At 40.4% G+C, this 21,712-nt stretch carries 19 protein-coding genes and 1 tRNA gene; 5 read left to right on the forward strand and 15 right to left on the reverse strand.

Going from position 1 to position 21,712, the window contains the following annotated elements; all coding sequences use genetic code 11:
- The first annotated feature begins 54 nt into the window (after positions 1-54).
- The 5 genes from HYG79_RS03165 to HYG79_RS03185 all read left to right on the forward strand — a co-directional run bounded on the left by HYG79_RS03165 (position 55) and on the right by HYG79_RS03185 (position 5,114).
- On the forward strand, positions 55-1,452 hold the full coding sequence (locus HYG79_RS03165) for a leucine-rich repeat domain-containing protein (protein WP_179240719.1): 1,398 nt from the start codon (positions 55-57) through the stop codon (positions 1,450-1,452).
- 24 nt (positions 1,453-1,476) lie between these two features.
- On the forward strand, positions 1,477-2,973 hold the full coding sequence (locus HYG79_RS03170; RefSeq protein ID WP_179240720.1) for a leucine-rich repeat domain-containing protein: 1,497 nt from the start codon (positions 1,477-1,479) through the stop codon (positions 2,971-2,973).
- 19 nt (positions 2,974-2,992) lie between these two features.
- Positions 2,993-3,604 carry a DUF6515 family protein gene (locus tag HYG79_RS03175; RefSeq protein WP_179240721.1) on the forward strand — a complete coding sequence of 204 codons (612 nt, stop codon included), beginning with the start codon at positions 2,993-2,995 and terminating at the stop codon, positions 3,602-3,604.
- A 9-nt stretch (positions 3,605-3,613) separates the two neighbouring features.
- The gene (locus HYG79_RS03180; RefSeq protein ID WP_179240722.1) at positions 3,614-4,579 is read left to right on the forward strand and encodes an alpha/beta hydrolase family esterase; all 966 of its coding nucleotides are present in this window, start codon (positions 3,614-3,616) and stop codon (positions 4,577-4,579) included.
- Between the two features lie 82 nt (positions 4,580-4,661).
- On the forward strand, positions 4,662-5,114 hold the full coding sequence (locus HYG79_RS03185; protein ID WP_179240723.1) for a GNAT family N-acetyltransferase: 453 nt from the start codon (positions 4,662-4,664) through the stop codon (positions 5,112-5,114).
- A 324-nt stretch (positions 5,115-5,438) separates the two neighbouring features.
- On the opposite strand, the gene HYG79_RS03190 is transcribed toward HYG79_RS03185, so the two are convergent.
- From HYG79_RS03190 to mraZ, 15 genes are all read right to left on the reverse strand, one after another.
- Positions 5,439-5,512: transfer RNA gene (locus tag HYG79_RS03190), tRNA-Arg, on the reverse strand.
- Positions 5,513-5,576: 64 nt separating this feature from the next.
- Entirely contained in the window at positions 5,577-6,020 is a 444-nt protein-coding gene (locus tag HYG79_RS03195; RefSeq protein WP_179240724.1) for a GatB/YqeY domain-containing protein, read from the reverse strand.
- Between the two features lie 98 nt (positions 6,021-6,118).
- Entirely contained in the window at positions 6,119-8,029 is a 1,911-nt protein-coding gene (ftsZ, locus tag HYG79_RS03200) for a cell division protein FtsZ (protein WP_179240725.1), read from the reverse strand.
- A gap of 41 nt (positions 8,030-8,070) precedes the next feature.
- Entirely contained in the window at positions 8,071-9,405 is a 1,335-nt protein-coding gene (gene ftsA, locus HYG79_RS03205; protein WP_179240726.1) for a cell division protein FtsA, read from the reverse strand.
- Positions 9,406-9,409: 4 nt separating this feature from the next.
- On the reverse strand, positions 9,410-10,129 hold the full coding sequence (locus HYG79_RS03210; RefSeq protein WP_179240727.1) for a cell division protein FtsQ/DivIB: 720 nt from the start codon (positions 10,127-10,129) through the stop codon (positions 9,410-9,412).
- Positions 10,119-11,471 carry a UDP-N-acetylmuramate--L-alanine ligase gene (gene murC, locus HYG79_RS03215; protein WP_179243470.1) on the reverse strand — a complete coding sequence of 451 codons (1,353 nt, stop codon included), beginning with the start codon at positions 11,469-11,471 and terminating at the stop codon, positions 10,119-10,121. Before murC ends, HYG79_RS03210 begins: the two co-directional genes overlap by 11 nt.
- Before the next feature lie 2 nt (positions 11,472-11,473).
- Entirely contained in the window at positions 11,474-12,559 is a 1,086-nt protein-coding gene (gene murG / locus HYG79_RS03220) for an undecaprenyldiphospho-muramoylpentapeptide beta-N-acetylglucosaminyltransferase (protein ID WP_179240728.1), read from the reverse strand.
- On the reverse strand, positions 12,546-13,745 hold the full coding sequence (locus HYG79_RS03225) for an FtsW/RodA/SpoVE family cell cycle protein (RefSeq protein ID WP_179240729.1): 1,200 nt from the start codon (positions 13,743-13,745) through the stop codon (positions 12,546-12,548). The genes murG and HYG79_RS03225 overlap by 14 nt, the downstream gene beginning before the upstream one ends.
- Before the next feature lie 3 nt (positions 13,746-13,748).
- Positions 13,749-15,083: a UDP-N-acetylmuramoyl-L-alanine--D-glutamate ligase gene (gene murD, locus HYG79_RS03230; RefSeq protein ID WP_179240730.1), complete on the reverse strand. Its 1,335-nt coding sequence runs from the start codon at positions 15,081-15,083 to the stop codon at positions 13,749-13,751.
- The gene (gene mraY, locus HYG79_RS03235) at positions 15,084-16,304 is read right to left on the reverse strand and encodes a phospho-N-acetylmuramoyl-pentapeptide-transferase (protein WP_179240731.1); all 1,221 of its coding nucleotides are present in this window, start codon (positions 16,302-16,304) and stop codon (positions 15,084-15,086) included.
- A 55-nt stretch (positions 16,305-16,359) separates the two neighbouring features.
- On the reverse strand, positions 16,360-17,823 hold the full coding sequence (locus HYG79_RS03240; RefSeq protein ID WP_179240732.1) for a UDP-N-acetylmuramoyl-L-alanyl-D-glutamate--2,6-diaminopimelate ligase: 1,464 nt from the start codon (positions 17,821-17,823) through the stop codon (positions 16,360-16,362).
- A complete protein-coding gene (locus HYG79_RS03245; RefSeq protein WP_179240733.1) occupies positions 17,820-19,826 on the reverse strand; it encodes a penicillin-binding protein in 2,007 nt (668 codons plus the stop codon). The genes HYG79_RS03240 and HYG79_RS03245 overlap by 4 nt, the downstream gene beginning before the upstream one ends.
- A complete protein-coding gene (locus HYG79_RS03250) occupies positions 19,827-20,147 on the reverse strand; it encodes an FtsL-like putative cell division protein (RefSeq protein ID WP_179240734.1) in 321 nt (106 codons plus the stop codon).
- 16 nt (positions 20,148-20,163) lie between these two features.
- Positions 20,164-21,060, reverse strand: coding sequence for a 16S rRNA (cytosine(1402)-N(4))-methyltransferase RsmH (rsmH, locus tag HYG79_RS03255; protein WP_179240735.1), 897 nt, complete (start codon positions 21,058-21,060; stop codon positions 20,164-20,166).
- Complete coding sequence (gene mraZ / locus HYG79_RS03260) at positions 21,047-21,514, reverse strand: division/cell wall cluster transcriptional repressor MraZ (protein WP_179240736.1); 468 nt, start codon at positions 21,512-21,514, stop codon at positions 21,047-21,049. The genes rsmH and mraZ overlap by 14 nt, the downstream gene beginning before the upstream one ends.
- Between the last annotated feature and the right edge of the window lie 198 nt (positions 21,515-21,712).

Genomic DNA, 21,712 nt, shown 5'->3' on the forward strand with positions numbered 1-21,712 from the left:
ACACTAAATCAAGTCTATTCTTTAAAACATTTAATAATCATAAAACATATTATCATGAAAAGTAATGTATATCTATTCGCCATGTTCATTTTCTCCTTGCTCATCTTGCAAACCTCTTGCAGTAAAGACGATGGACCTCCAGTTGAGGAGGAGGAGGAAAAAAAAGAAGAAGAAAACGACGATAATGAAGAGGGTTCTGACCCCACAGGGCAACAACCGCAATTGACCTCAGATTATCTGGCATTAAAAGCCCTTTATGAAGCTAACGATGGCAATACCCTGGGGTGGAATTTAGACGATACCACCATGCAAAGCTGGAGCGGCGTCGAACAAGAAAATGAACGGGTTACCGAGTTGAATATAGAAGGTAAGGGCATTAAGACATTGGTACCTGAAATTGGGAATCTTGAAAAGTTGACCTTATTGGATGCCGGCAAAAATACACTGACCCGATTGCCCGAAGAACTTGGGCAGCTCAATGAACTGGCCCAATTGTTCCTACGTGAAAATAGTTTGGTGGAAATACCGGAAAACGGTTTGCCCATAGCATTAGTAACACTTGGGCTGGCTGAAAACAAATTGACCGAACTGCCCATTAGTTTTCAAAATCTGGATAAGTTGGAGATTTTAAACCTGTCAGGAAATTTCCTTGAAGGGATACCCAAGGAAATGGGCGATTTTAACGAAATGAGAATATTGGATTTTTCAAACAATCGAATTCAAGAAGTACCGGAAGAATTGGGACAATTACAAGGATTGGAGTATTTGGGGCTTCTACAAAATGATTTCACGTCAATTCCACAAGAGGTATGCAACCTTGATGAATTCGGAAAAACGGAAATTGGCAAAGATCGCAATGTCACTTGTAATCTACTGTTCTATCAATACAAAGGATTAAAGGCCCTTTTTGAAACCAATCCTGGTAACCTGTTGGATTGGGGAGCTACATTGAACGATGTTACCATGCAGAATTGGCAGGGACTGATTTTTGACCAAAACGGCAATCTCTCAGAAATTTATACAAGTGGTTTTGGACTGGCCAATATTCCTCCAGAAATAGGCAACCTCAGACATGTTTCGATCATAACGCTCAGAAATAATGGTATTGTAGAACTACCGGCCGAAATAGGTTTGTTGGCGTGGGTACAAGAGCTTTTTCTTAAAGATAATAACTTAAAAAGTCTCCCCGCGTCCATAGGTAATCTTAAGAACCTAACGCATTTGGAGTTACGGGATAATGAGTTGGAATCTATTCCCGATACCATGGGCAATATGGACGATATTGAAATACTCAATCTTTTTGGAAATCAATTGACAACGGTACCTATTACACTTGCCGATCTAGAACCTACGATTGATGAACTGCATCTTACGGACAATAATATCACATCGTTGCCCATAGAGATTTGCGGGATGCCATCATTACAGATAGAAAATGGTATCTGCCCTTGATATAAAACCCTTTGAAATTACATTATGAAAAATAAATTGTTCATTTTAATCATGCTCGCCTGTGCCTTAATTTTACTCAATATGGCCTGTAGCAAAGACGATGCACCACCGCCTTCTGAAAAAGAAGAGGAAAAGGAAGAAGAAAATGATGGAAACGAAGAAGGTTCGGATCCTATGGGCCAACAACCGAAATTGACCGCAGATTACCTTGCCCTAAAGGCCCTTTACGAGGCCAATAATGGTAATACGTTGGGGTGGAATTTGGATGATACGAGTATGCAAAGCTGGCAAGGGGTAGGTCAAGAAAACTCGAGAGTAGTTCGAGTAGATGCCATGAATAAAGGTCTTAAAAAACTGGTGCCCGAGATAGGAAATCTTGAAATGCTCAAAGCGCTGAACCTAGGTCGAAACCAAATAGAATCGATACCTAAAGAAATGGGGCAATTGAATTCTCTGGTCGAGTTGCAGCTACAGTTCAACGAGTACATTGCTTCCTTGCCCCCAGAGCTTGTGCTACTTTCTGAACTTGAAATCTTGAATTTATCAGGAAATTCTTTGGACAGCCTTCCGTTCGAAATAGGAGAAATTTCAAGGCTAAAGCAATTTGGTCTGGCCAATAATAAATTGAAACAATTACCTCCTGAAGTGGGTAATCTCGGCAATTTGGAACTATTGAACCTAAGCGGAAATGAGTTGACCTCCTTACCGGAAAGTATTGGAAATCTAGTCAATCTTACGATTTTAAACATCAAAGACAATGACCTAGTTTTGATTTCGCAAGAAATCTGTAATCTCGAAGATGAAGGCGATACGGTCATCAATAAAGACAATAGGGTTCGGTGTAATCTAATCCCTATTCATTATGAAGCCTTGGTTGCTTTGTACAATGCCAATCCGAACAATACTTTGGGTTGGGATTTATCGGATACCAGCATGCAAAGTTGGTTCGGGCTCTCTTTTTTTCCTGACGGATCCGTTTCTCAACTGAGACTAGCATTTACGGGGATAACCAGAATTCCTAAGGAAATAGGTGATATTAAGGGACTTGAATTTATAGATTTTGGTGATTTGTACATTGAATATATAGCACCGGAAATAGGAAACTTAACGAGCCTTGAAACACTTTCCGCGCCCTACGCCAGACTCAATGTAATTCCACCTGAAATTGGGAAGCTCGTAAACCTACGTAATTTGTATCTCAATAATAATAGACTCGAAGAACTACCTAAGGAACTTGGTAACTTACCAAAGTTGGAACAGCTTCATTTGAATGATAATCTTTTGGAATCGATTCCAGATGGGTACAATAATCTCATTACACTTGACAAGGTAATATTATCAAATAATAATTTATCGGAAGTACCCAGTGCATTTATTGGACTTCCACAACTCACCGCCATTTATTTTGATGGAAATCCTTTGGCAGACCCTTTGTCGCTAGAGCTGTGCGAGCTATATAGTTCAGGAATATTATCTCTAGATGCTTCACAAATAAGCACCTCTGGCTGCCCAACTCCTTAATAACCAAAAAGCGAATAAAATGAAAAATAACATAATTAAATACAGTGTATTGGGTTACATGTGCCTACTTTTTTTTACCGAAAAGGTTGAGGCCCAACGAAAAAGCTCGGTGCGTGTAAAAAACTCACGGGTGGTCGTAAAAAAAAGAGCTAAAGTTCGTCCAGTTCGCGTCAAACGCGTTGCCCATTACGGCTATCGTGGTCTCCCGAGTTGGGGAAAAACCGTAAGAACGGTTAGCGCAGGATTTATCGGCGTTAGATTTGGTGGTATCGGGTATCGTTTTCATAACGGTGTCTGGTATCGCCCAAAAGGGAGAAAATTCATTGTGGCTAGGGCCCCTTTTAGCGTTCGCGTTCGGGTACTTCCAGTAGGATACCGTAGCGTGGCGGTAGGTTCGAATACCTATTTCTATTACTATGGCACCTATTATGAAAAAGTATCCAATAAGGATGAATACGAAGTGATACAACCTCCTATTGGTGCCCAAGTGGATGCATTACCGGAGGGATATGAAGTTGTGGAAATCAATGATAAGGAATATTTCAAATTTGAAAATACCTATTACGAACCTATAATCGATAATGCGAAAATGGAATATTATATGGTTGTTGCACCAACGGAATTGAACTAAAACAGCGTTATGATAAAGGCTATCCACATTAACACCATTATTCTTTTTTGGGGACTTATATCCGTGGTATCGTGCGGTAAGGATGATGTAAGTCCATCTTCCGAAGGAACGGAAAATATCCAAGAATCCCAGACCGAAACCGTAGTTACCATAAGCAATGGAGACCAACGGGAATACATCGTGTACACGCCATCGACCTATGATGAAAAGAACGAACATCCCTTGGTATTTCAATTACATGGCAGTAGTGGCAACGGTGAAAAGTTTTATACCATTTCCGGTTGGAATGCGCTTGCGGAGCAGTACAACTTTATCGCGGTGTACCCGACTTCATATATCTATGACCTAAGACTGAACGGTTGCGGCAACGATTTGGTGACCAAATGGAACAACTATAATCTTCCGAAAGAAGTCTGCCCCACAGAAACCCTGCGAGACGATACGGCCTTTTTCAATCAGATATTGGATGAACTGATCAATGCCTATAGCATTGACGAATCAAGGATTTATATGGCCGGCTTTTCCAACGGTTCAGGTATGGTTTCACGATTGGCGGTAGAATTATCCGACAGAATCACAGCGGTTGGAGGCTTGGCAGGATTTTTTCCCGAGGATACCATCTACGCACCGAAACGCATACGACCGTTACATCTCATGTTGGGCACTACGGACGAGAAAATTGCTTATCGCACGATTTTTCAAGATACCATCCCTCTGGATTTTCAACAGTTGTTCACAGACCCTACTTTGAGAGGCATCACACAGACCTATATCAAAACCTTTGATCTAGACCCTAATTACTCGGTAACGGATTCTACCGAATATACCTTAACCGCCACTTTTGAGGGCAACTCCGGAGAACCTGACCATTTAATGAAGTTCACGATTTGGAAAGATTTGGGCCATTTTTTCCCCAACCCAGATGACCGTGACGGCGCGGCCGATGTGCTATGGAAATTTTTTGAACGCTATTAATATCTATAATATCTTTAAGTGTTACCACTATATTACCTTGGAACGACTTCAAATTCATGGAAATGAAAATAAATAAGCGCTCATGGAAATCCACTTTGAAATTGCAACTTTAGAAGATTTACCTGACATTTTAGAAATGATGCAAGATTTCAATGCCATTGACAACTATCCTTTCAACGTAAAAATCACGGAACAAACCCTAATGGATTTTTTGGGCAATACGTCATTGGGAAGGCTTTGGCTGACTTATATGGATGATAAAATTGTTGGATATGTAGTCTTGACCTTCGGCTTTAGTTTCGAATACAAAGGACGTGATGCATTCATAGATGAATTTTTTATAAAGAAAGATTTTAGACATAAAGGCATTGGCAAAAAAACAATGAAATTTGTACTGACCGCGGCAAAGAAATTACATGTCAACGCCATACACTTGGAAGTAGAAAAACATAACAAAATTGGGAGTAAACTATACTTGAAATCAGGGTTTAACAGTACCGACAGAGATTTGCTTACAAAGTGTTTAATTGAATGATTTCCTTGAAACAGAGCCTAACTAGATTTTTTATCCCACAAAAAGAACGTTTTAATGTACTCTATTTACATTTCTTTCATTTATGCTTTTGACTGCCTTTTTATTAAACTACTTTGGACAATATGCAGCATTCCCTGTTTCTAGGATGCACTACACTTATAATTCTTGAGTCCTAATTAACTCCTGGAAGTGAAAAAAGATAAGTTCGTTAAAAGTTCAAACCATTAAAACATTGAAAACAAGAAACGTACCTGCAAAATTGGATATTTAGGTAGTAATAAAAAGCTCTTTAAATATTTGATTTAAAGAGCTTTATAAAAAGTGTGACCCCGGAGGGATTCAAACCCCCAACCCTCAGAGCCGAAATCTGATGCGCTATTCAGTTGCGCCACGGAGCCAATAATAGTAATCAAAACGAGTGCTTTAAAACCTTAAAAACACTACAAAATAAACTCTTGAATCTTAATTCAATTTCTTTTTTACAATGTTGGATATGGTCTTACCATCTGCCTGGCCGGCCAGTTCTTTGGAAACCATACCCATGATTTTTCCCATGTCTTTCATTCCATTGGCACCCGTAGCATCAATCGTTTGTACGACTACTTTCTCTATTTCTTCCTCGGTCAGCTGTTCTGGTAAAAACCGTTCTATCACGGCAGCCTGTGCCAATTCGGGTTTCGCTAAATCCGCTCTTCCCTGCTCGTTGTATATTTCGGCACTGTCTTTACGTTGTTTTACCAGCTTCTGCACCAATTTTATTTCGTCTTCTTCTGACAAACTTCCTTCCCCACTCGTCTGGGCCAACAACAAGGCAGATTTTATGGCTCGCAACGACTCCAATGCTACGGTATCCTTGGCCTTCATAGCCATCTTCATTTGCTCCATTACTTTTTGCTGCAATCCCATGTCAATACGTTTAGCGGATGCGAAGATAAAAAATAAACCTGAAAACTACATTTGTTTTCAGGTTTTAAAACTCGGTTCAAACTAAGCGTATATCAAAATTAATCCACATTATCGTGCAAGAACGAATTGTTGGAACGCAACTGAATCTCATCGTTACTATCCTCACCCAAAGTTGTTCTAGACACCTTACTCTCAGAGGGTTTTTCATTTAAACTTACCCCTTGCCGCTTGTAGGCTGGCTCTTTTTCGATTTCATCTACATTATTAAGACTATTCTGAAACTTGTAATTGAAGTCCTTTAACTTCCGCCGGCGCTCATCTGCACGTTCCTTCAACAACTCTTCCAACGGAGTTTCCATCGGGTTTATTTCTTGAACTGTTGACTCTTCAACTTCCTCACTTGCAATTGTTTTCTTTTCGAAAATCAGTTCTTCTTCCTTCAATTTAGGTTCAAACTCTTCCGATTTGGATTTGGCACCCGTTAATTTTTGCTCCAACTCCATATAATCATCCAAACTATAGCGCTTCTCCCCTTCTTTATTGTATTCAAGCACGGGAATTACCTCAACGTGCTCATTTACCTCCATATCCTTCACATCTTCACTTAAATTGAAGGTAATCACGTTTTCTTTTTCTTCCTTATCATCATTCTTGGACAAGGGCATGTCAAAACTAAAGGCAAATTGGTCCTCCTCGATTTTCTCAGAAGTAACAGTTTCGGGTTCCACTACTTCAATATCAGCAAGTGAATCCTTGGAGTCAATAATGATGAAATCATCTTCAGAAACATTATCGGCCACTACTTCTTCGTAAAAAACATTGAAATTTTTGATGTAGCTGGAAGTCGGAATCAAATTCATCTCTTCTTCTTCCAAAACATGCTTGATTACCGGTTCAAAAACGTCCTCTTCCTCTATCAATTGATGTACTACCGGTGTATTCATCAAATTCTGTTCGGCTTTTTGTTCATCTTCCAACGTATGGATGATTTTTTTTGATTCCGTATTCACGATATCATCTTGTTGGTCTACGTTAAATCCCGTAGCGATTACGGTAACGGCGATAGCCTCGCCCAAATCCTCATCTTCTCCCACACCCATGATAATATTGGCACCATGGCCGGCCTCAATCTGGATATGGTCATTGATTTCACCAATTTCATCAATCGTGATTTCTTGGGAACCCGAAACGATAAGCAACAATACATTTTTGGCTCCCTGTATTTTATTATCGTTCAATAGCGGGGAATCCAAGGCCTTCATAATCGCTTCATTGGCCCTTGCAGAACCCGATGCTATTGCCGAGCCCATGATAGCTGTACCGCTGTTGGAGAGTACGGTCTTCGCATCGCGTAAATCTATATTTTGCGTGTAATGGTGCGTTATGACCTCGGCAATACCGCGAGCGGCAGTCGCCAATACTTCATCTGCTTTGGAAAAGCCGGCCTTAAAACCCAAGTTACCGTAAACTTCCCTAAGCTTATTATTGTTGATCACTATGAGTGAATCTACATTTGAACGTAATTTTTCGATACCTATCTGAGCTTGTTGACATCTGTTTTTACCTTCAAATTGAAACGGCATGGTAACGATTCCTACCGTTAGAATATCCATTTCTTTTGCCTGTTTGGCAATAACGGGAGCAGCACCAGTACCTGTTCCCCCGCCCATACCGGCTGTTATGAAGACCATCTTTGTAGTATGGTCCAGCATGCCTTTGATATCTTCCATGCTTTCGATTGCTGCCTGTTCCCCTACTTCGGGATTGGCACCAGCACCCAGTCCTTCGGTTAGTGATACGCCCAATTGAATCTTATTCGGGACCGAGCTGTTCGTCAATGCTTGATGATCTGTGTTGCAGATCACAAAATCCACTCCGTTTATTCCGGCCTGGAACATGTGGTTGATGGCATTACTGCCTCCGCCACCTACGCCAATGACCTTTATTACGTTGCTTTGATTCTTGGGTAAATCAAAGGATATACTATCTAAATCAGTGTTTTTGCTCATGTTTTTTATATTACTGGTTACTATATGTATTGATTGATGTTTTACTCCGCATTATCCAAAAAGTCTTTCAATTTTTCGGACCATTTATCAAAAACGGATTTACGTTCCTTTCTTACCTTGGCCGCATTGGTACTTTGCTCTTCATGACCGGCAAAGGCCATTTCTTTTTCATGGTTTTCTTGAACTACTTCCTCTTCTGCGGCTTTGTTTTTTTCCTTATTCTTGATGGCGTTCATTAAAAGCCCTACTGCCGTTGCATATAAAGGGCTGGCAATCTCAGCTTCGGAATCCCCGGCCAAATGTTCGTTGGGATATCCTATCCTAGTATCCATTCCCGTGATATATTCCACCAATTGCTTCAAGTGTTTTAATTGGCTCCCTCCCCCTGTCAAAACAATACCTGCTATCAATTTTTTCTTTTGCTCCTCGTGACCGTAGTTCTTTATCTCTACATATACTTGCTCCACGATTTCGACCACTCTGGCATGAATAATCTTGGATAGGTTTTTTAAGGTAATCTCTTTGGGCTCCCTTCCCCTAAGACCAGGTATCGAAACTATTTCATTGTCCTTATTTTCCCCTGGCCAGGCAGAACCAAATTTCATTTTTAACAGCTCAGCCTGCTTCTCGATTATAGAGCAACCTTCCTTAATGTCTTCGGTAATGACGCCGCCGCCAAAAGGAATCACGGCGGTATGGCGAATGATACCGTCCTTGAAAATGGCCAAATCGGTAGTACCGCCCCCAATATCTATCAGTGCAACGCCCGCTTCTTTTTCTTCTTGACTTAAAACTGCATCCGATGAAGCCAAGGGTTCCAATGTGATGTTATCCAAATCCAATCCGGCACTTTTAATGCACCGCCCTATGTTTTTGATGGATGAAACCTGCCCAACGACCACATGAAAGTTGGCTTCCAAGCGACCACCGTACATCCCGATAGGCTGTTTTATCTCTGCTTGCCCATCCACTTTGTATTCTTGTGGCAATACATGTATGATCTCCTCACCGGGAAGCATGACCAACTTGTATACTTGGTTACACAGTTTATCCAAATCATCATCATTGATGACTTCTTCGGAATCTCTTCTGGTGATGTAATCGCTATGTTGCAGACTTCGAATATGCTGCCCTGCTATACCTACGACTACGGAGCCTATTTTTAGACCTGAATTTACCTCTGCTTCTTCTACAGCTTGTTGAATTGATTTGATGGTCTGCGTAATGTTGTTGACCACGCCACGGTGCACACCCAAACTTTTGGACTTGCCGATACCCAAAACCTCTATCTTACCATACTCGTTTTCCTTACCGATTATGGCCACTATTTTGGTAGTTCCTATGTCTAACCCTACTGAATAATTACCTTGTTCCATTAGTTTATATTTTGGTGCACACTACTTGATTGTTGAACTCTAAGCTCACTAGATTATATTTTTCCAGTGTTTTATCCTTTGCGGCCTTGGTATAGAAAGCCTTGAAATTGTTGAATTTTTCCTCCAAACCGTCAACTCCACCCAAATTCACCGTAAAATCATCCGTCCTGAACTTTAGTTGATAGTTTTCCTCTTCTGTTATATGTATTCCTATCACGTTCTTTCTCAAAAAATCATCGCCATTTATGTGTTTTAAAATCACATATGCGTCCTCTAGGGTTTGCCCGGTTATCTTGCCCGTAATTATGGGAACCCTTGCAGAATGATTCTTGGACAATGGCATGCGTTTGCCCTCATCATCCATATAAAATTTTGAATTCCCCTCTATTCTTCCGATTGGTCGCCTTTGGACAATTTTTGACGTAAGCTTACCATCTACAGTAAGATAAACTTGGGCACTTTTTACCATTTTATTGGCCTGCAAGACCTCTTCTATAGTATTCAAAACTAATTTTTCTTTGGGTACGTTTTCTAAGGCACCGTAATTTTGTATTAACAATTTATTAACCATGGCATGTGAGATATACAGATTCTCACTACCTAAAAACTCAATATTCAACTTACTGATTTTCTTATGGTTACTTCTTTGGTTGGCAAAAGCATACAATCCCGATACTATGGCGAGCAAGACGATTATTTTTATGTAGTTCCAATTAATTCGCATAGGTAAATTCTTCTTTTATCTTTGATATTTCCAATCCTATATCCCCTGCGCCCATAGTAATGAGCACTTGAGGGTTTTGCTTTTTTATTTCGCTGACCAGTTTGGACTTTGCTATCACTTTTTTGTTCTGATTATCTATTTTTTTCAGTAACCAATCCGATGTGATTCCCGGTAAGGGTTCTTCCCTAGCAGGATAAATATCCAACAACAAAATACTGTCAAAATTGGATAAACTTTTTGCAAAATCATCTGCAAAATCCTTTGTTCTTGAAAAGAGGTGGGGCTGAAAAACAGCTAGTGTACTTTTGTCGGCATGCATTTCCGAAACAGCATCAAAAACCGCATTTATCTCGGTCGGATGATGGGCATAATCGTCGATAAAGACAAAGTCGTCCCTCTTTATTCGATATGAAAATCTTCTTTGCACACCTTTAAAGGTTTCCAAAGCTTTGGCAAGGCGATAGGGTGGGGAACCTGCTTGTACCGCCATTGCAAAAGCGACCAGACCGTTCAGCAAATTGTGTCTTCCCGGTTTATTAAATCTAACTCCAGTCACAACAGTGTCAGGAGTTCCCAAATCAAAAATGTAGGTGCCATGTTCTATTTTCAGGTTTTTTATGCAGTAATCAGAATCGTCTTCTATGCCATAGGTGATACCTTGTAAAGGCAAGCCGCTTTTAACAAATAATTTGCCCCCCGGCTTTATACAGCCCACAAAATCCATAAATGATTTTTTGATGTTTTTGTCATCACCGTAAATATCCAAATGATCCGCATCCATTGATGTTATGCAGGCCACATTTGGGGATAACCTTAAAAAAGAACGGTCATATTCATCGGCTTCCACGACCGAGTATTCTGTACCTTCCAAAAGAAAATTACTATTGAAGTCTTCCGATATCCCCCCAAGAAATGCCGTCAAAGGTGTTCCCGTTTCTTTTAGTAGGTGGGCGAGTATGCCTGACGTTGTAGTTTTGCCATGCGTTCCCGCTACGGCAAAACAGAATGTATCTTTTGTAATCAGCCCTAAAACTTCCGAACGCTTTTTTATATCAAACCCATTGTTTATAAAATATTGATATTCCGTATGATTGTTGGGTACCGCTGGCGTATATACTACCAGGGTATTGTTTGGGTTCTTGTACATATCCAAAATCAACGAAATATCGTCCGAATAGTGAATATCGACCCCGATAGCACTTAACTCTTGCGTTAAAGGGGTTTTGGTCTTATCATAACCCGCAACATTCATTTGAATGAACCTAAAATAACGAGCCAAGGCGGACATACCTATACCTCCTACCCCTATGAAGTAAACGTTATGTATGTTCTCTAAATTCATCATTACAAAAGCTTAGCTATTTCGTCCACAATATGCTTAGTAGCATTTGGCAATGCCAACTTCCTTATATTTTTCCCCAATTTTTCTTGATTGGCCTGAGAAAGAAATACATCCGAAAACGTATTTTCAAATTCCTCTTCCAAGTTTTTCTCCTGTATTATCAATGCTGCATCTTTTGATACCAATGCCTGTGCATTTTTAGTTTGATGGTCTTCGGCCACATTCGGCGATGGAATAAAAATCACCGGTTTACCTACAATACATAATTCCGATACCGATCCTGCCCCCGCCCTTGATATGATGATATCTGCAGCGGAATAGGCGAAATCCATTCTGTTTAAAAAGGCATAAACCTTTACATTTTCAGAGCCGTACCGTTTGTAGGTTTCGAAATACAGTTTACCACACTGCCAAATAATCTGTACGCCAAAGGTTTTTAGAAAATCTAGTTTTTCCTCTATCAAATCGTTGATACGCCTGGCACCTAAACTACCTCCCAACACCAATAGTGTTTTTTGTTTGGAATCAAGGCCGAAAAAATCAAAGACTTTGTGGCGATCAACTTCAGCGTTGACCAGATTACCCCTAATCGGATTACCCGTTTTTACAATTTTATCCGCAGGAAAAAACCTTTCCATACCATCATAAGCAACACAGATTTTTTTGGCTTTTTTGGCCAATAGTTTATTGGTAATCCCCGCATAAGAATTCTGCTCTTGCAGCACACACGGCAGACCTTTTTCCGAAGCCACTCTCAACAAAGGTCCACTAGCAAAGCCACCAGTGCCTACAACGGCATTGGGCTTGAACCTTTTAAGTATACTTCTTGACTTCATTAAACTGCTTATTACCTTAAACGGAAACATCAAATTTTTCAAAGTGAGTTTTCTTTGTATTCCACTGATCCAAAGGCCTTCAATTTTATATCCTGCCTGTGGCACTTTCTCCATCTCCATTCTATCTTTTGCCCCGACAAACAAAAACTCGGCATCTGGATATCTATTTTTCAATTCATCGGCGATTGCGATTGCCGGATAAATATGCCCGCCTGTACCCCCTCCAGAAAGTATAAATCTATAATTGCCCACTTAATACTTCTAAAGGGTTTGTATCATCTATTACCGAATTCTTTTTGCCTACCGTTATTTCCTTATTACTAGCGCTGAGGACTATACCTATTGCCAAGCATGTCATCCATATGGATGTACCCCCACTACTGATCAAAGGCAATGTTTGTCCCGTAACCGGAAACAGCTCTACCGCTACGGCCATGTTTATAAATGCCTGGAATACAATTGGAAGGCCGACACCCACAGCCAATAATTTTCCGAAAATGGTCTTGCTCCCATTGGCCACGACCACAATTCTAAAAAGCAGTAACAGGTAAAAAAATAATAGCACCAGCCCACCTATGAGGCCGTACTCCTCAATTATGATGGCATAGATAAAGTCGGATGAACTTTGCGGTAAAAAGTTTTTCTGTATGCTCTTTCCCGCTCCCTTACCCACAATACCACCAGTAGCAATCGCTATTTTTGCCTTTTCAATTTGATAATCGGCCTCGATATCCTCACCGTTCATAAAACTCTCTATCCTGTTTTCCCAAGTATCAATACGATTGTTGAACAGATCCGGAAAAGCTTTGGCCGTGAGTATAAATAACGTAAGCACCAAAAGACCGGAGCCCACTATTCCCAATAAATATTTTATGGGATACCCCCCCAGAAAGCAAAGCATTAAAACCATAAAGAAAATAATGGCGGCAGTCGAAAAATTGGCAGGTAAAATAAGTATCAATACCAAGAATACAGGTACCCACAAAGGCAAGATACTTTCTTTGAAGGTGATGGTCTTATCCTTGATCTTTGTTAGGTACCTCGCCACATAAATCATGAGCACAACGGCAGCTAAATTAGAGGTCTGAAAAGTAAAGCCCACCACTGGCAACCGAATCCACCTACTGGCATTGGCACCATCAATCGTAGTGCCTTGCGCCAAAGTATATACCAAAAGCACCAGCACTATAGGCATCGCAATTATGGACAAGCCCTTAAAAAAATGAACGGGAATCCTGTGTATACCATAAATAATACCAAAGCCCAAAAACAGTAATAGGCCGTGCTTGAGCAAATGGCCAATATTGGTACCATTCCCCACTACATATACCAAGTTGCTACTGGCACTGTATACAGGCAAAAAGGAAAACAAGGCCAATAGGGCTACCACTCCCCAAATAGCCTTATCCCCTTTTATATTTTTGAAAAATGCCAACACGTTTTATAAATTTTTTATCGCTTCCTTAAATTGATTTCCCCTATCCTCATAATTTTCGAACAGGTCAAAACTGGCACATGCAGGTGACAACAATACCGTATCGCCTCGCTCTGCTATTTTATAGGCAACTTTTACCGCTTCGGTCATGGCATAGGTCTCGACCAAAAGGTCAACTACATTGCCAAAAGCATCCTTTATTTTGGAATTATCTTCGCCCAGACAAATAATCGCCTTTACTTTTTCCCGCACCAAAGGCATTAACACCTTATAATCATTGCCTTTATCAACCCCACCAACAATCCAAACCGTTGGTGTGCTCATGCTATCCAAAGCGTAATACGTAGCGTTTACGTTTGTTGCCTTGGAATCGTTTATATATTGTGCATGATGAATTTTCAAGACTTTTTCCAAACGATGGGGAGCCCCTTGAAAATTTTCTATGCATTGTCGAATCGTTTCCTTTCGGATACCTACCAATTTGGCTGCCGCAGAAGCTGCCATAGTATTCTTGAGGTTGTGTTTTCCTTCTAAAGCCAAAGTGTCCGTTTGCATCGTAATCGTATTGTTTTGAATTGTTAGTTGTATTTTATCGTTCTTGAGATATGCCCCTGTTCCCAGCTCCTTTTCTATGGAGAATGGAATCAAGGTAGATTTGATAGGGTTGTTTTTGAGCCATTTGGTTATGACCTTGTCATCAGCATCATAAATGAAAAAATCATTCTCGTTCTGGTTCATGGCTATCCTGAATTTGGAAGCGATATAATTTTCGAACTTATACTCATATCTATCCAAATGGTCTGGTGTAATATTCGTTAGTATGGCAATGTGCGGTCTAAAATCTACGATACCATCTAACTGAAAACTGCTGATTTCCAACACATAGTACCTAAAATCGTTTTCTGCGACCATTTTGGCATAACTATCACCAATATTACCGGCCATTCCCACATCATAGCCACCTTGTCTCAATATATGATCCGCCAACATGGTCGTAGTGGTTTTACCATTGCTTCCGGTTATTCCTATGATGATGGCATCTGTATATTTTGATGCAAATTCAATCTCTGACACCACGGGAATTCCCGCTTCCACCAATTTTTTGACCAAGGAAACCTTATCTGGAATCCCAGGGCTTTTCATCACCACATCCGCATTTAAAATATTAGCTTCGGTATGCTGGCCTTCTTCCCAATCAATCTCAAAATGTTCAAGAACTTTTATATACTTTTCTTTTATTTTTCCTTTATCGGATACAAAAACATCATATCCCTTTTGCTTTCCCAAGATGGCCGTACCAACACCACTCTCACCACCGCCCAGTATTCCCAAACGTTTCATTTATCGCACTTTTAAGGTCACAAAGGTTATTATGGCCAACAAGATGCCCACAATCCAAAAACGCACGACAATCTTGCTTTCGTGATATCCCTTTTTTTGATAATGATGGTGCAGCGGAGCCATCAAAAAAATCCGTTTGCCCTCACCCAGCCTCTTTTTGGTATACTTAAAATAACCTACTTGCAACATGACGGAAATGGACTCCGCAAAGAAAATACCGCACAGTAATGGGATCAATAGTTCTTTACGCACAATAATGGCTATGACCGCAATTACACCTCCTATGGTCAAGCTACCCGTATCACCCATAAAAACTTGGGCCGGAAAGGCATTGTACCATAAGAAACCGACCAAAGCTCCCACAAAAGCAGCTATGAACACAACCAATTCCCCAGCATCGGGAATAAAGAAAATATCTAGATAATCCGAGAAAATAGCATTACCGGACACCCATGCGAAAATCCCCAACGTGAGTACTATTATGGCCGACGTGCCGGCGGCCAAGCCATCGATTCCGTCAGTTAAGTTGGCGCCGTTGGATACTGCTGTCACGATAATGATAACAATGGGAATAAATATGAGCCACGCATATTTTTCGAGACCGTCCCCTGCCCATGAAATAAAATCACTGTAGTCAAATTCATTGTTCTTGAAAAACGGTACGTTGGTCTTTGTCGACTTTATTTCTTCCCATTCTATTTTTTCTGTTGTATTGACCATAACTGCACCATCTACTATTTTTTCTTTTAAGGTCACACCTTGGTGGAAGTAGAGCGTTGCCCCCACTACCAAACCAAGCACTACTTGCCCCATTACCTTGAACCTGCCCTTTAAACCCTGTTTGTCTTTTTTGAAGACTTTGATATAATCGTCAACAAAGCCGATGACTCCCATCCATATAGTGGTCACTATCAATAAAATCACATAAATATTCTCTAGTTTGGAGAAAAGAAGTACCGGAATCAAAGTTGCCATTATGATGATGATACCGCCCATAGTTGGTGTACCCGCCTTCTGCTTTTGACCTTCCAATCCCAAATCACGAACCGACTCCCCTATTTGCTTACCCTGCAGAAAAAGAATGATGCGCTTGCCGTATACCGTCGCAATTATCAAGGACAACAATACGGCCATAGCAGCCCTAAAGGTCAAAAACCCAAATAGGCTTGCTCCTGGCAATTGGTATTGTTTTTCCAAATAATCAAAGAGATAGTATAGCATGTATTAAAATTCCAGTTCAAGGCTCAAGTTCAAATTGAGCTTTTTGATTATTATTTTATTTGTTCAAATCTTTCAAAAGTTCCTTTACTATTTTAAAGTCATCAAAATCGGTACGCTTGCCATTAGTTTCTTGATAGGTCTCGTGGCCCTTGCCCGCCACCAAAATTATATCGTTGGCCATGGCCAATTGGCATGCCGTTTTGATGGCATGCTTTCTATTTTCTACAGATAAAGTTTTTTTTACGTTCTGCGCTTCTACTCCAGCCTCCATTTCTTCAATAATGGCCGAAGGCAGCTCCGTTCTTGGATTATCGGACGTAAAAATGGCCGTATTGCTCATTTCCGAAGCGATATGACCCATAACCGGACGCTTAGACTTGTCGCGATCACCACCACACCCCACGACGGTGATAACGTTTTCATTTCCAGTCCTTAATGTGTTAATTGTATCAAGCACATTTTTTAGCGCATCCGGCGTATGGGCATAATCAACAATAGCCGTTATTTTCTTTTTTGATATGTAATATTGAAATCTACCGTCGACATTTTCCAGCTCGCTCAACAAGCGAAGCGTCTCCAATTTTTCCAAGCCTAGCAAATCTGCCGTGGCGTATATGGCCAACATGTTATAGGCATTAAAATGGCCTATTAATTTGCTCCAAAGTTCATTATCATCAATCTTCAACAATTGTCCGCTGAACTGGTTTTCCAAAATCTGTGCCCTATAATCGGCATAGGTTTTTAGGGCATAGGTCACCTTTTTTGCCTTGGTGTTCTGCAAAATGACCAAACCGTTCTTGTCATCAATATTGGTTAACGCAAACGCTTTTTTAGAAAGATTATCGAATAATATTTTTTTGGTGTCCCTGTACTCGGCAAATGTTTTGTGATAATCCAAGTGGTCGTGCGAAAGGTTAGTGAAAATGGCACCTTCAAAAACCAATCCTTCTGTTCTTTTTTGATGAATACCGTGCGAACTTACCTCCATAAAACAATATTCCACACCTGCGTCGTTCATCAACGCCATGTGGCTATTTATCGTCAGAGCATCTGGAGTCGTTAAATTGGTGGGATATTCCGTATCATCAACCATAATTTTAATGGTAGATATCAATCCTACTTTATAACCTGCCTTTTTGAAAAGCTGATATAGCAAACTGGTTACCGTAGTTTTACCATTGGTACCTGTTACACCCACCAGTTTTAAGTTTTTTGAAGGAGTATTGTAGTAGTTAGATGCCATTATGGCCAATGCAGCGTTGCCATTATTTACCTCTACATAAGTAATTTCGTTTACCAAATTCTCTGGCAATTGCTCACATATAACAGCTTTTGCCCCAGAATCTATCGCCGTTTCTATATAGGCATGACCGTCTACCACAGTGCCTTTTATGGCTACGAAAACATCATCTAGACCTACTTTTCTAGAATCAAAACAGATGGCGTTAACCAAAATACCCGTAGATCCGCTAACGGCGGATATACCTACTCCATATAATATGTCCTTTAAAGAGTTCAAGATAGCTCCAGTATTATTTTTTTCACTTCTTTTAAATCCGTTCCTTGAGAAATGGATTGTTTCCTTACTTTACCGTTCCCTTTTATTTCTACCTGCAGTCCTAAATTTTCCAATATTGAGACGGCATCCATTCCACTCATACCCGTAACATTGGGTACTTCTTTATATTTTTTTTGCGATTGGGCATAATAGCTTTGGTATTTTTTATCCAGTTCGGGAGTTGGCGGTCTTAAAGAATCAACCTCATCTACCAAAGGGGATGTGGCATAAATTTTTTGGGCTACGGATTTAAAAACCGGGCCCGAAACATCGGCACCGTAATACCCCACTTTCTTGTCCGGCTCATGGATTACAACAATACAGGAATATTTGGGGTCGTCTGCAGGAAAGTATCCCGCAAACGTTGATATGTATTTCAACTTATCTGGATCTTTGGATACATAGTTTTTTTGGGCAGTACCTGTTTTACCTGCCATAGAAAAATCGGAAGAATAGAGCCCATGGCCTGTACCATGCTTTTTTTCGACGGTGTTCTTCAACAATTGCCTTACCATACCTATGGTCTCCTGAGAGCATACGGACGGATTAATCACTTCTTTGTCAAACGCCAAAATAGTTCTGTTCCATTCCCTCACCTCTTTTATCAATCTAGGTTTCAACATCTCCCCGTCATTCGCGATTGCGTTATAAAAAGTCAACGTTTGCAATGGCGTCAACGAAACCTCGTAGCCATGGGACATCCACGCTAGGGAAATACCGGACCAACCCTTATCCCCAGGATACCTGATTACAGGTTTGCCTTCTCCCTTTATCGGAAGGCCCAACTCTTTATGAAGTCCCATACGCATTAATCGATTCACGTACTTTTCGGGAGTTTCCTTATAATTATTATGGATTATTTTAGCAAAAGCGGTATTTGATGATATCTCAAAGGCCTTACCAGCGGAGATTTTTCCGTAACCGCCCCATTTGGAATCACGTACCGTTCTATCATATACCTTAAACCTACCATTTTCGGTATCTATGACCGTAGATGTATCTATGACCTTATCTTCCAAAGCGGCCACCATCGACATTAATTTAAAAGTGGAGCCCGGTTCATGAGATTCCCCAACGGCATAGTTCAACCTTTCATAATATTTTCCATCGGGTGTTCTTCCCAAATTGGAAATCGCCTTGATTTCACCTGTCTTGGTTTCCATCACGATAACACAACCATGGTCGGCCTTATAATGCTCCAATTGTTTCAACAGGGCATGATGTGCAATATCTTGGATATTGATATCAATCGTAGAAATCACATCATAGCCATCCCTGGGCTCAACAATATTTTCTTGACCAATGGGTTTCCATTGGCCCTTGGCGATCTTTTGCTTTAACCTTTTACCTTCATCGCCCCTTAAATAATCCCCAAATGCACCTTCTAGCCCTACTCGGGTGATGTACCCATTTTCATCAATACGCTCATAGCCGACACTACGTTCGGCAATCTTCCCCAACGGATGTTCGCGAACAATTTTCTGCTCAACAATGAGCCCGCCCCTGTAAGGCCCTTTATTGAACAAGGGGAAATCCTTAACCGCCATATACTCGGAATAATCCAAATTACGGGCAATCAAGGCATATCTATTTTTGTTGGCCTTTGCCTTTCTAAACAGTCTTTGATAATGTGACGATGATTTCCCTAACAACTTTGAAAGTTTATCGGAAAGGGGCTTTACATTTTCTTGAAAATCATCGTTTTTGACCGTAACGGCATCAAACCTAATAGTATACCGAGATACAGAAGTCGCCAAAAGACTACCATCATCTGAATATAGATTACCGCGTGCCGGCTCAATAGTGAACATTTTTTCAGTACGCTTTTCGGCCAATTCTTTATACTTGTCACCATCTACCATTTGAATGCTTACCAGCTTCACCACAACGGCGGCCGCAAACAGAAACAAGCAAGTCGCTACTATATATAATCGGGTCAGTATGTTTTTTTCGGTCGTGGCCACTTATTCGCTTATCGTTTTTACCCTAATTTTTTTAGGCGGTGTTTTGGACGGGTACAATTCGTCCTTTTCCAGAATCTCGGTGATCTTTGATTCCAATTTCAAGCGCTGTACGTCTTTATGCACATCTACATATTCGCTTCTCAATTCTTTTACCTCTTCATTTAAAGCCGCAATTTCATGTACCTTTTTATCCGCACTGTGAGAGCTCGCTATCATGACAACGGCCAAAAAAGAGGTAAATATGATAAACAACCAGTTCTTGGGCGCATCACCGCTCACCAAAAACTTTCCTTTTAAAATGTTGAGTATGTTGTTTTTCATCAATCGCAATATGGGTTTACAACTTTTCCGCTATCCTTAATTTGGCACTCCGGGCTCTATTATTGTTTTGTATTTCTTGTCTCGACGGGACTATCATTTGCCCTACCTTTTTAAATGGGACATCAATATTTCCATAAAAATCCTTTTCGGGCTCTCCTTCAAATTGCCCTGCCCGTATAAATCGTTTTACCAGCCTATCTTCCAAGGAATGATAACTTATAACACTTAACCGCCCTCCCTTATCCAGCAAACTATGGGTTTGCTCCAAGAATTCCTTTATGACCTGAATTTCTTGATTTACCTCAATACGTATGGCTTGATATATCTGCGCCAAGATTTTGTGCTCCCTGTGCTTTGGTAAAAACCGAGCCAAAACCCCTTTTAACCTTTCGGTTGTTTTTATGGGTGATTTTTCTCGATCCTCCAATACCTTCTTTGCAATCGCATTGGCATTTCTTAAATCACCATATTGAAAGAAAACCCTTCGCAAATCATCAAATTCATAATCATTGATGACATCATAAGCCGAAATTGTATTGCGCTTGCTCATACGCATATCCAAATCTGCATCAAAACGAGTTGAAAAGCCACGTTCCGCTTTATCGAATTGATGCGAGGATACCCCAAAATCCGCAAGAATACCATCAACCTTTCTTATGCCATAGAACTTTAAATATTGTGCGATATACCTGAAATTCTCATTGATGAGCGTAAAACGATCATCATCCAATGTGTTTTCAAGTGCATCCTCATCGTGGTCAAAAGCGAAAAGTTTACCATCGCTCCCCAAGCGTTTCAATATTTCCGTGGAATGTCCGCCACCACCAAAAGTGACATCCACATACACTCCGCTTTCTTTAATATTTAGCCCGTCAACGGACTCGCTCAACAAAACAGGATTATGATACATCATCGTCCCCGTCATCTCCCATTACCTCTTCGGCCAAAGCCGCAAAATCCTCGGTTGTCTCCTCTAGCACCTTTTCATAACTCTCCTTGTCCCAGATCTCTACAATATTTATTGCAGAACTCAATACCACTTCCTTTTTTATATTGGCGACTTCCACCAAATTTTTGGGAATGAGCAATCTACCTGCCCCATCAATCTCAACAATCTTTACCCCAGCAGAGAATCTTCGTATAAAATCATTGTTCTTTTGTTTGAACTTGTTCTTCTTGTTCATCTTTTCCATAAGCAAATTGTACTCGCTCATAGGATACAATTCCAAGCAATTCCTGAACACCGATCTTTTGATGACAAAACCTTCATTTATAATAGGAGACATCTGATTTTTTAGGGCAACAGGCATCATTACCCTACCTTTGGCATCAGCTTTACAATCATATGCTCCAATGAAATTGACCACTTAAAATCGTTGATTCTATTACTTAATAACTCAAAACTACAAATTTTATTACCACATTTTACCACAAATTACCACTTTGTTAATAAATTTTGACATTTGTGACATAAATCCGATGATATTTGCCTGGTATGGTTAGGTGTTCTGCATTTTTGAAAAACATGAAGAATACAGCTCACAATTGTTTTTGAGCATACTGGT

The organism is Costertonia aggregata, assembly GCF_013402795.1.
Lineage (GTDB): Bacteria > Bacteroidota > Bacteroidia > Flavobacteriales > Flavobacteriaceae > Costertonia > Costertonia aggregata.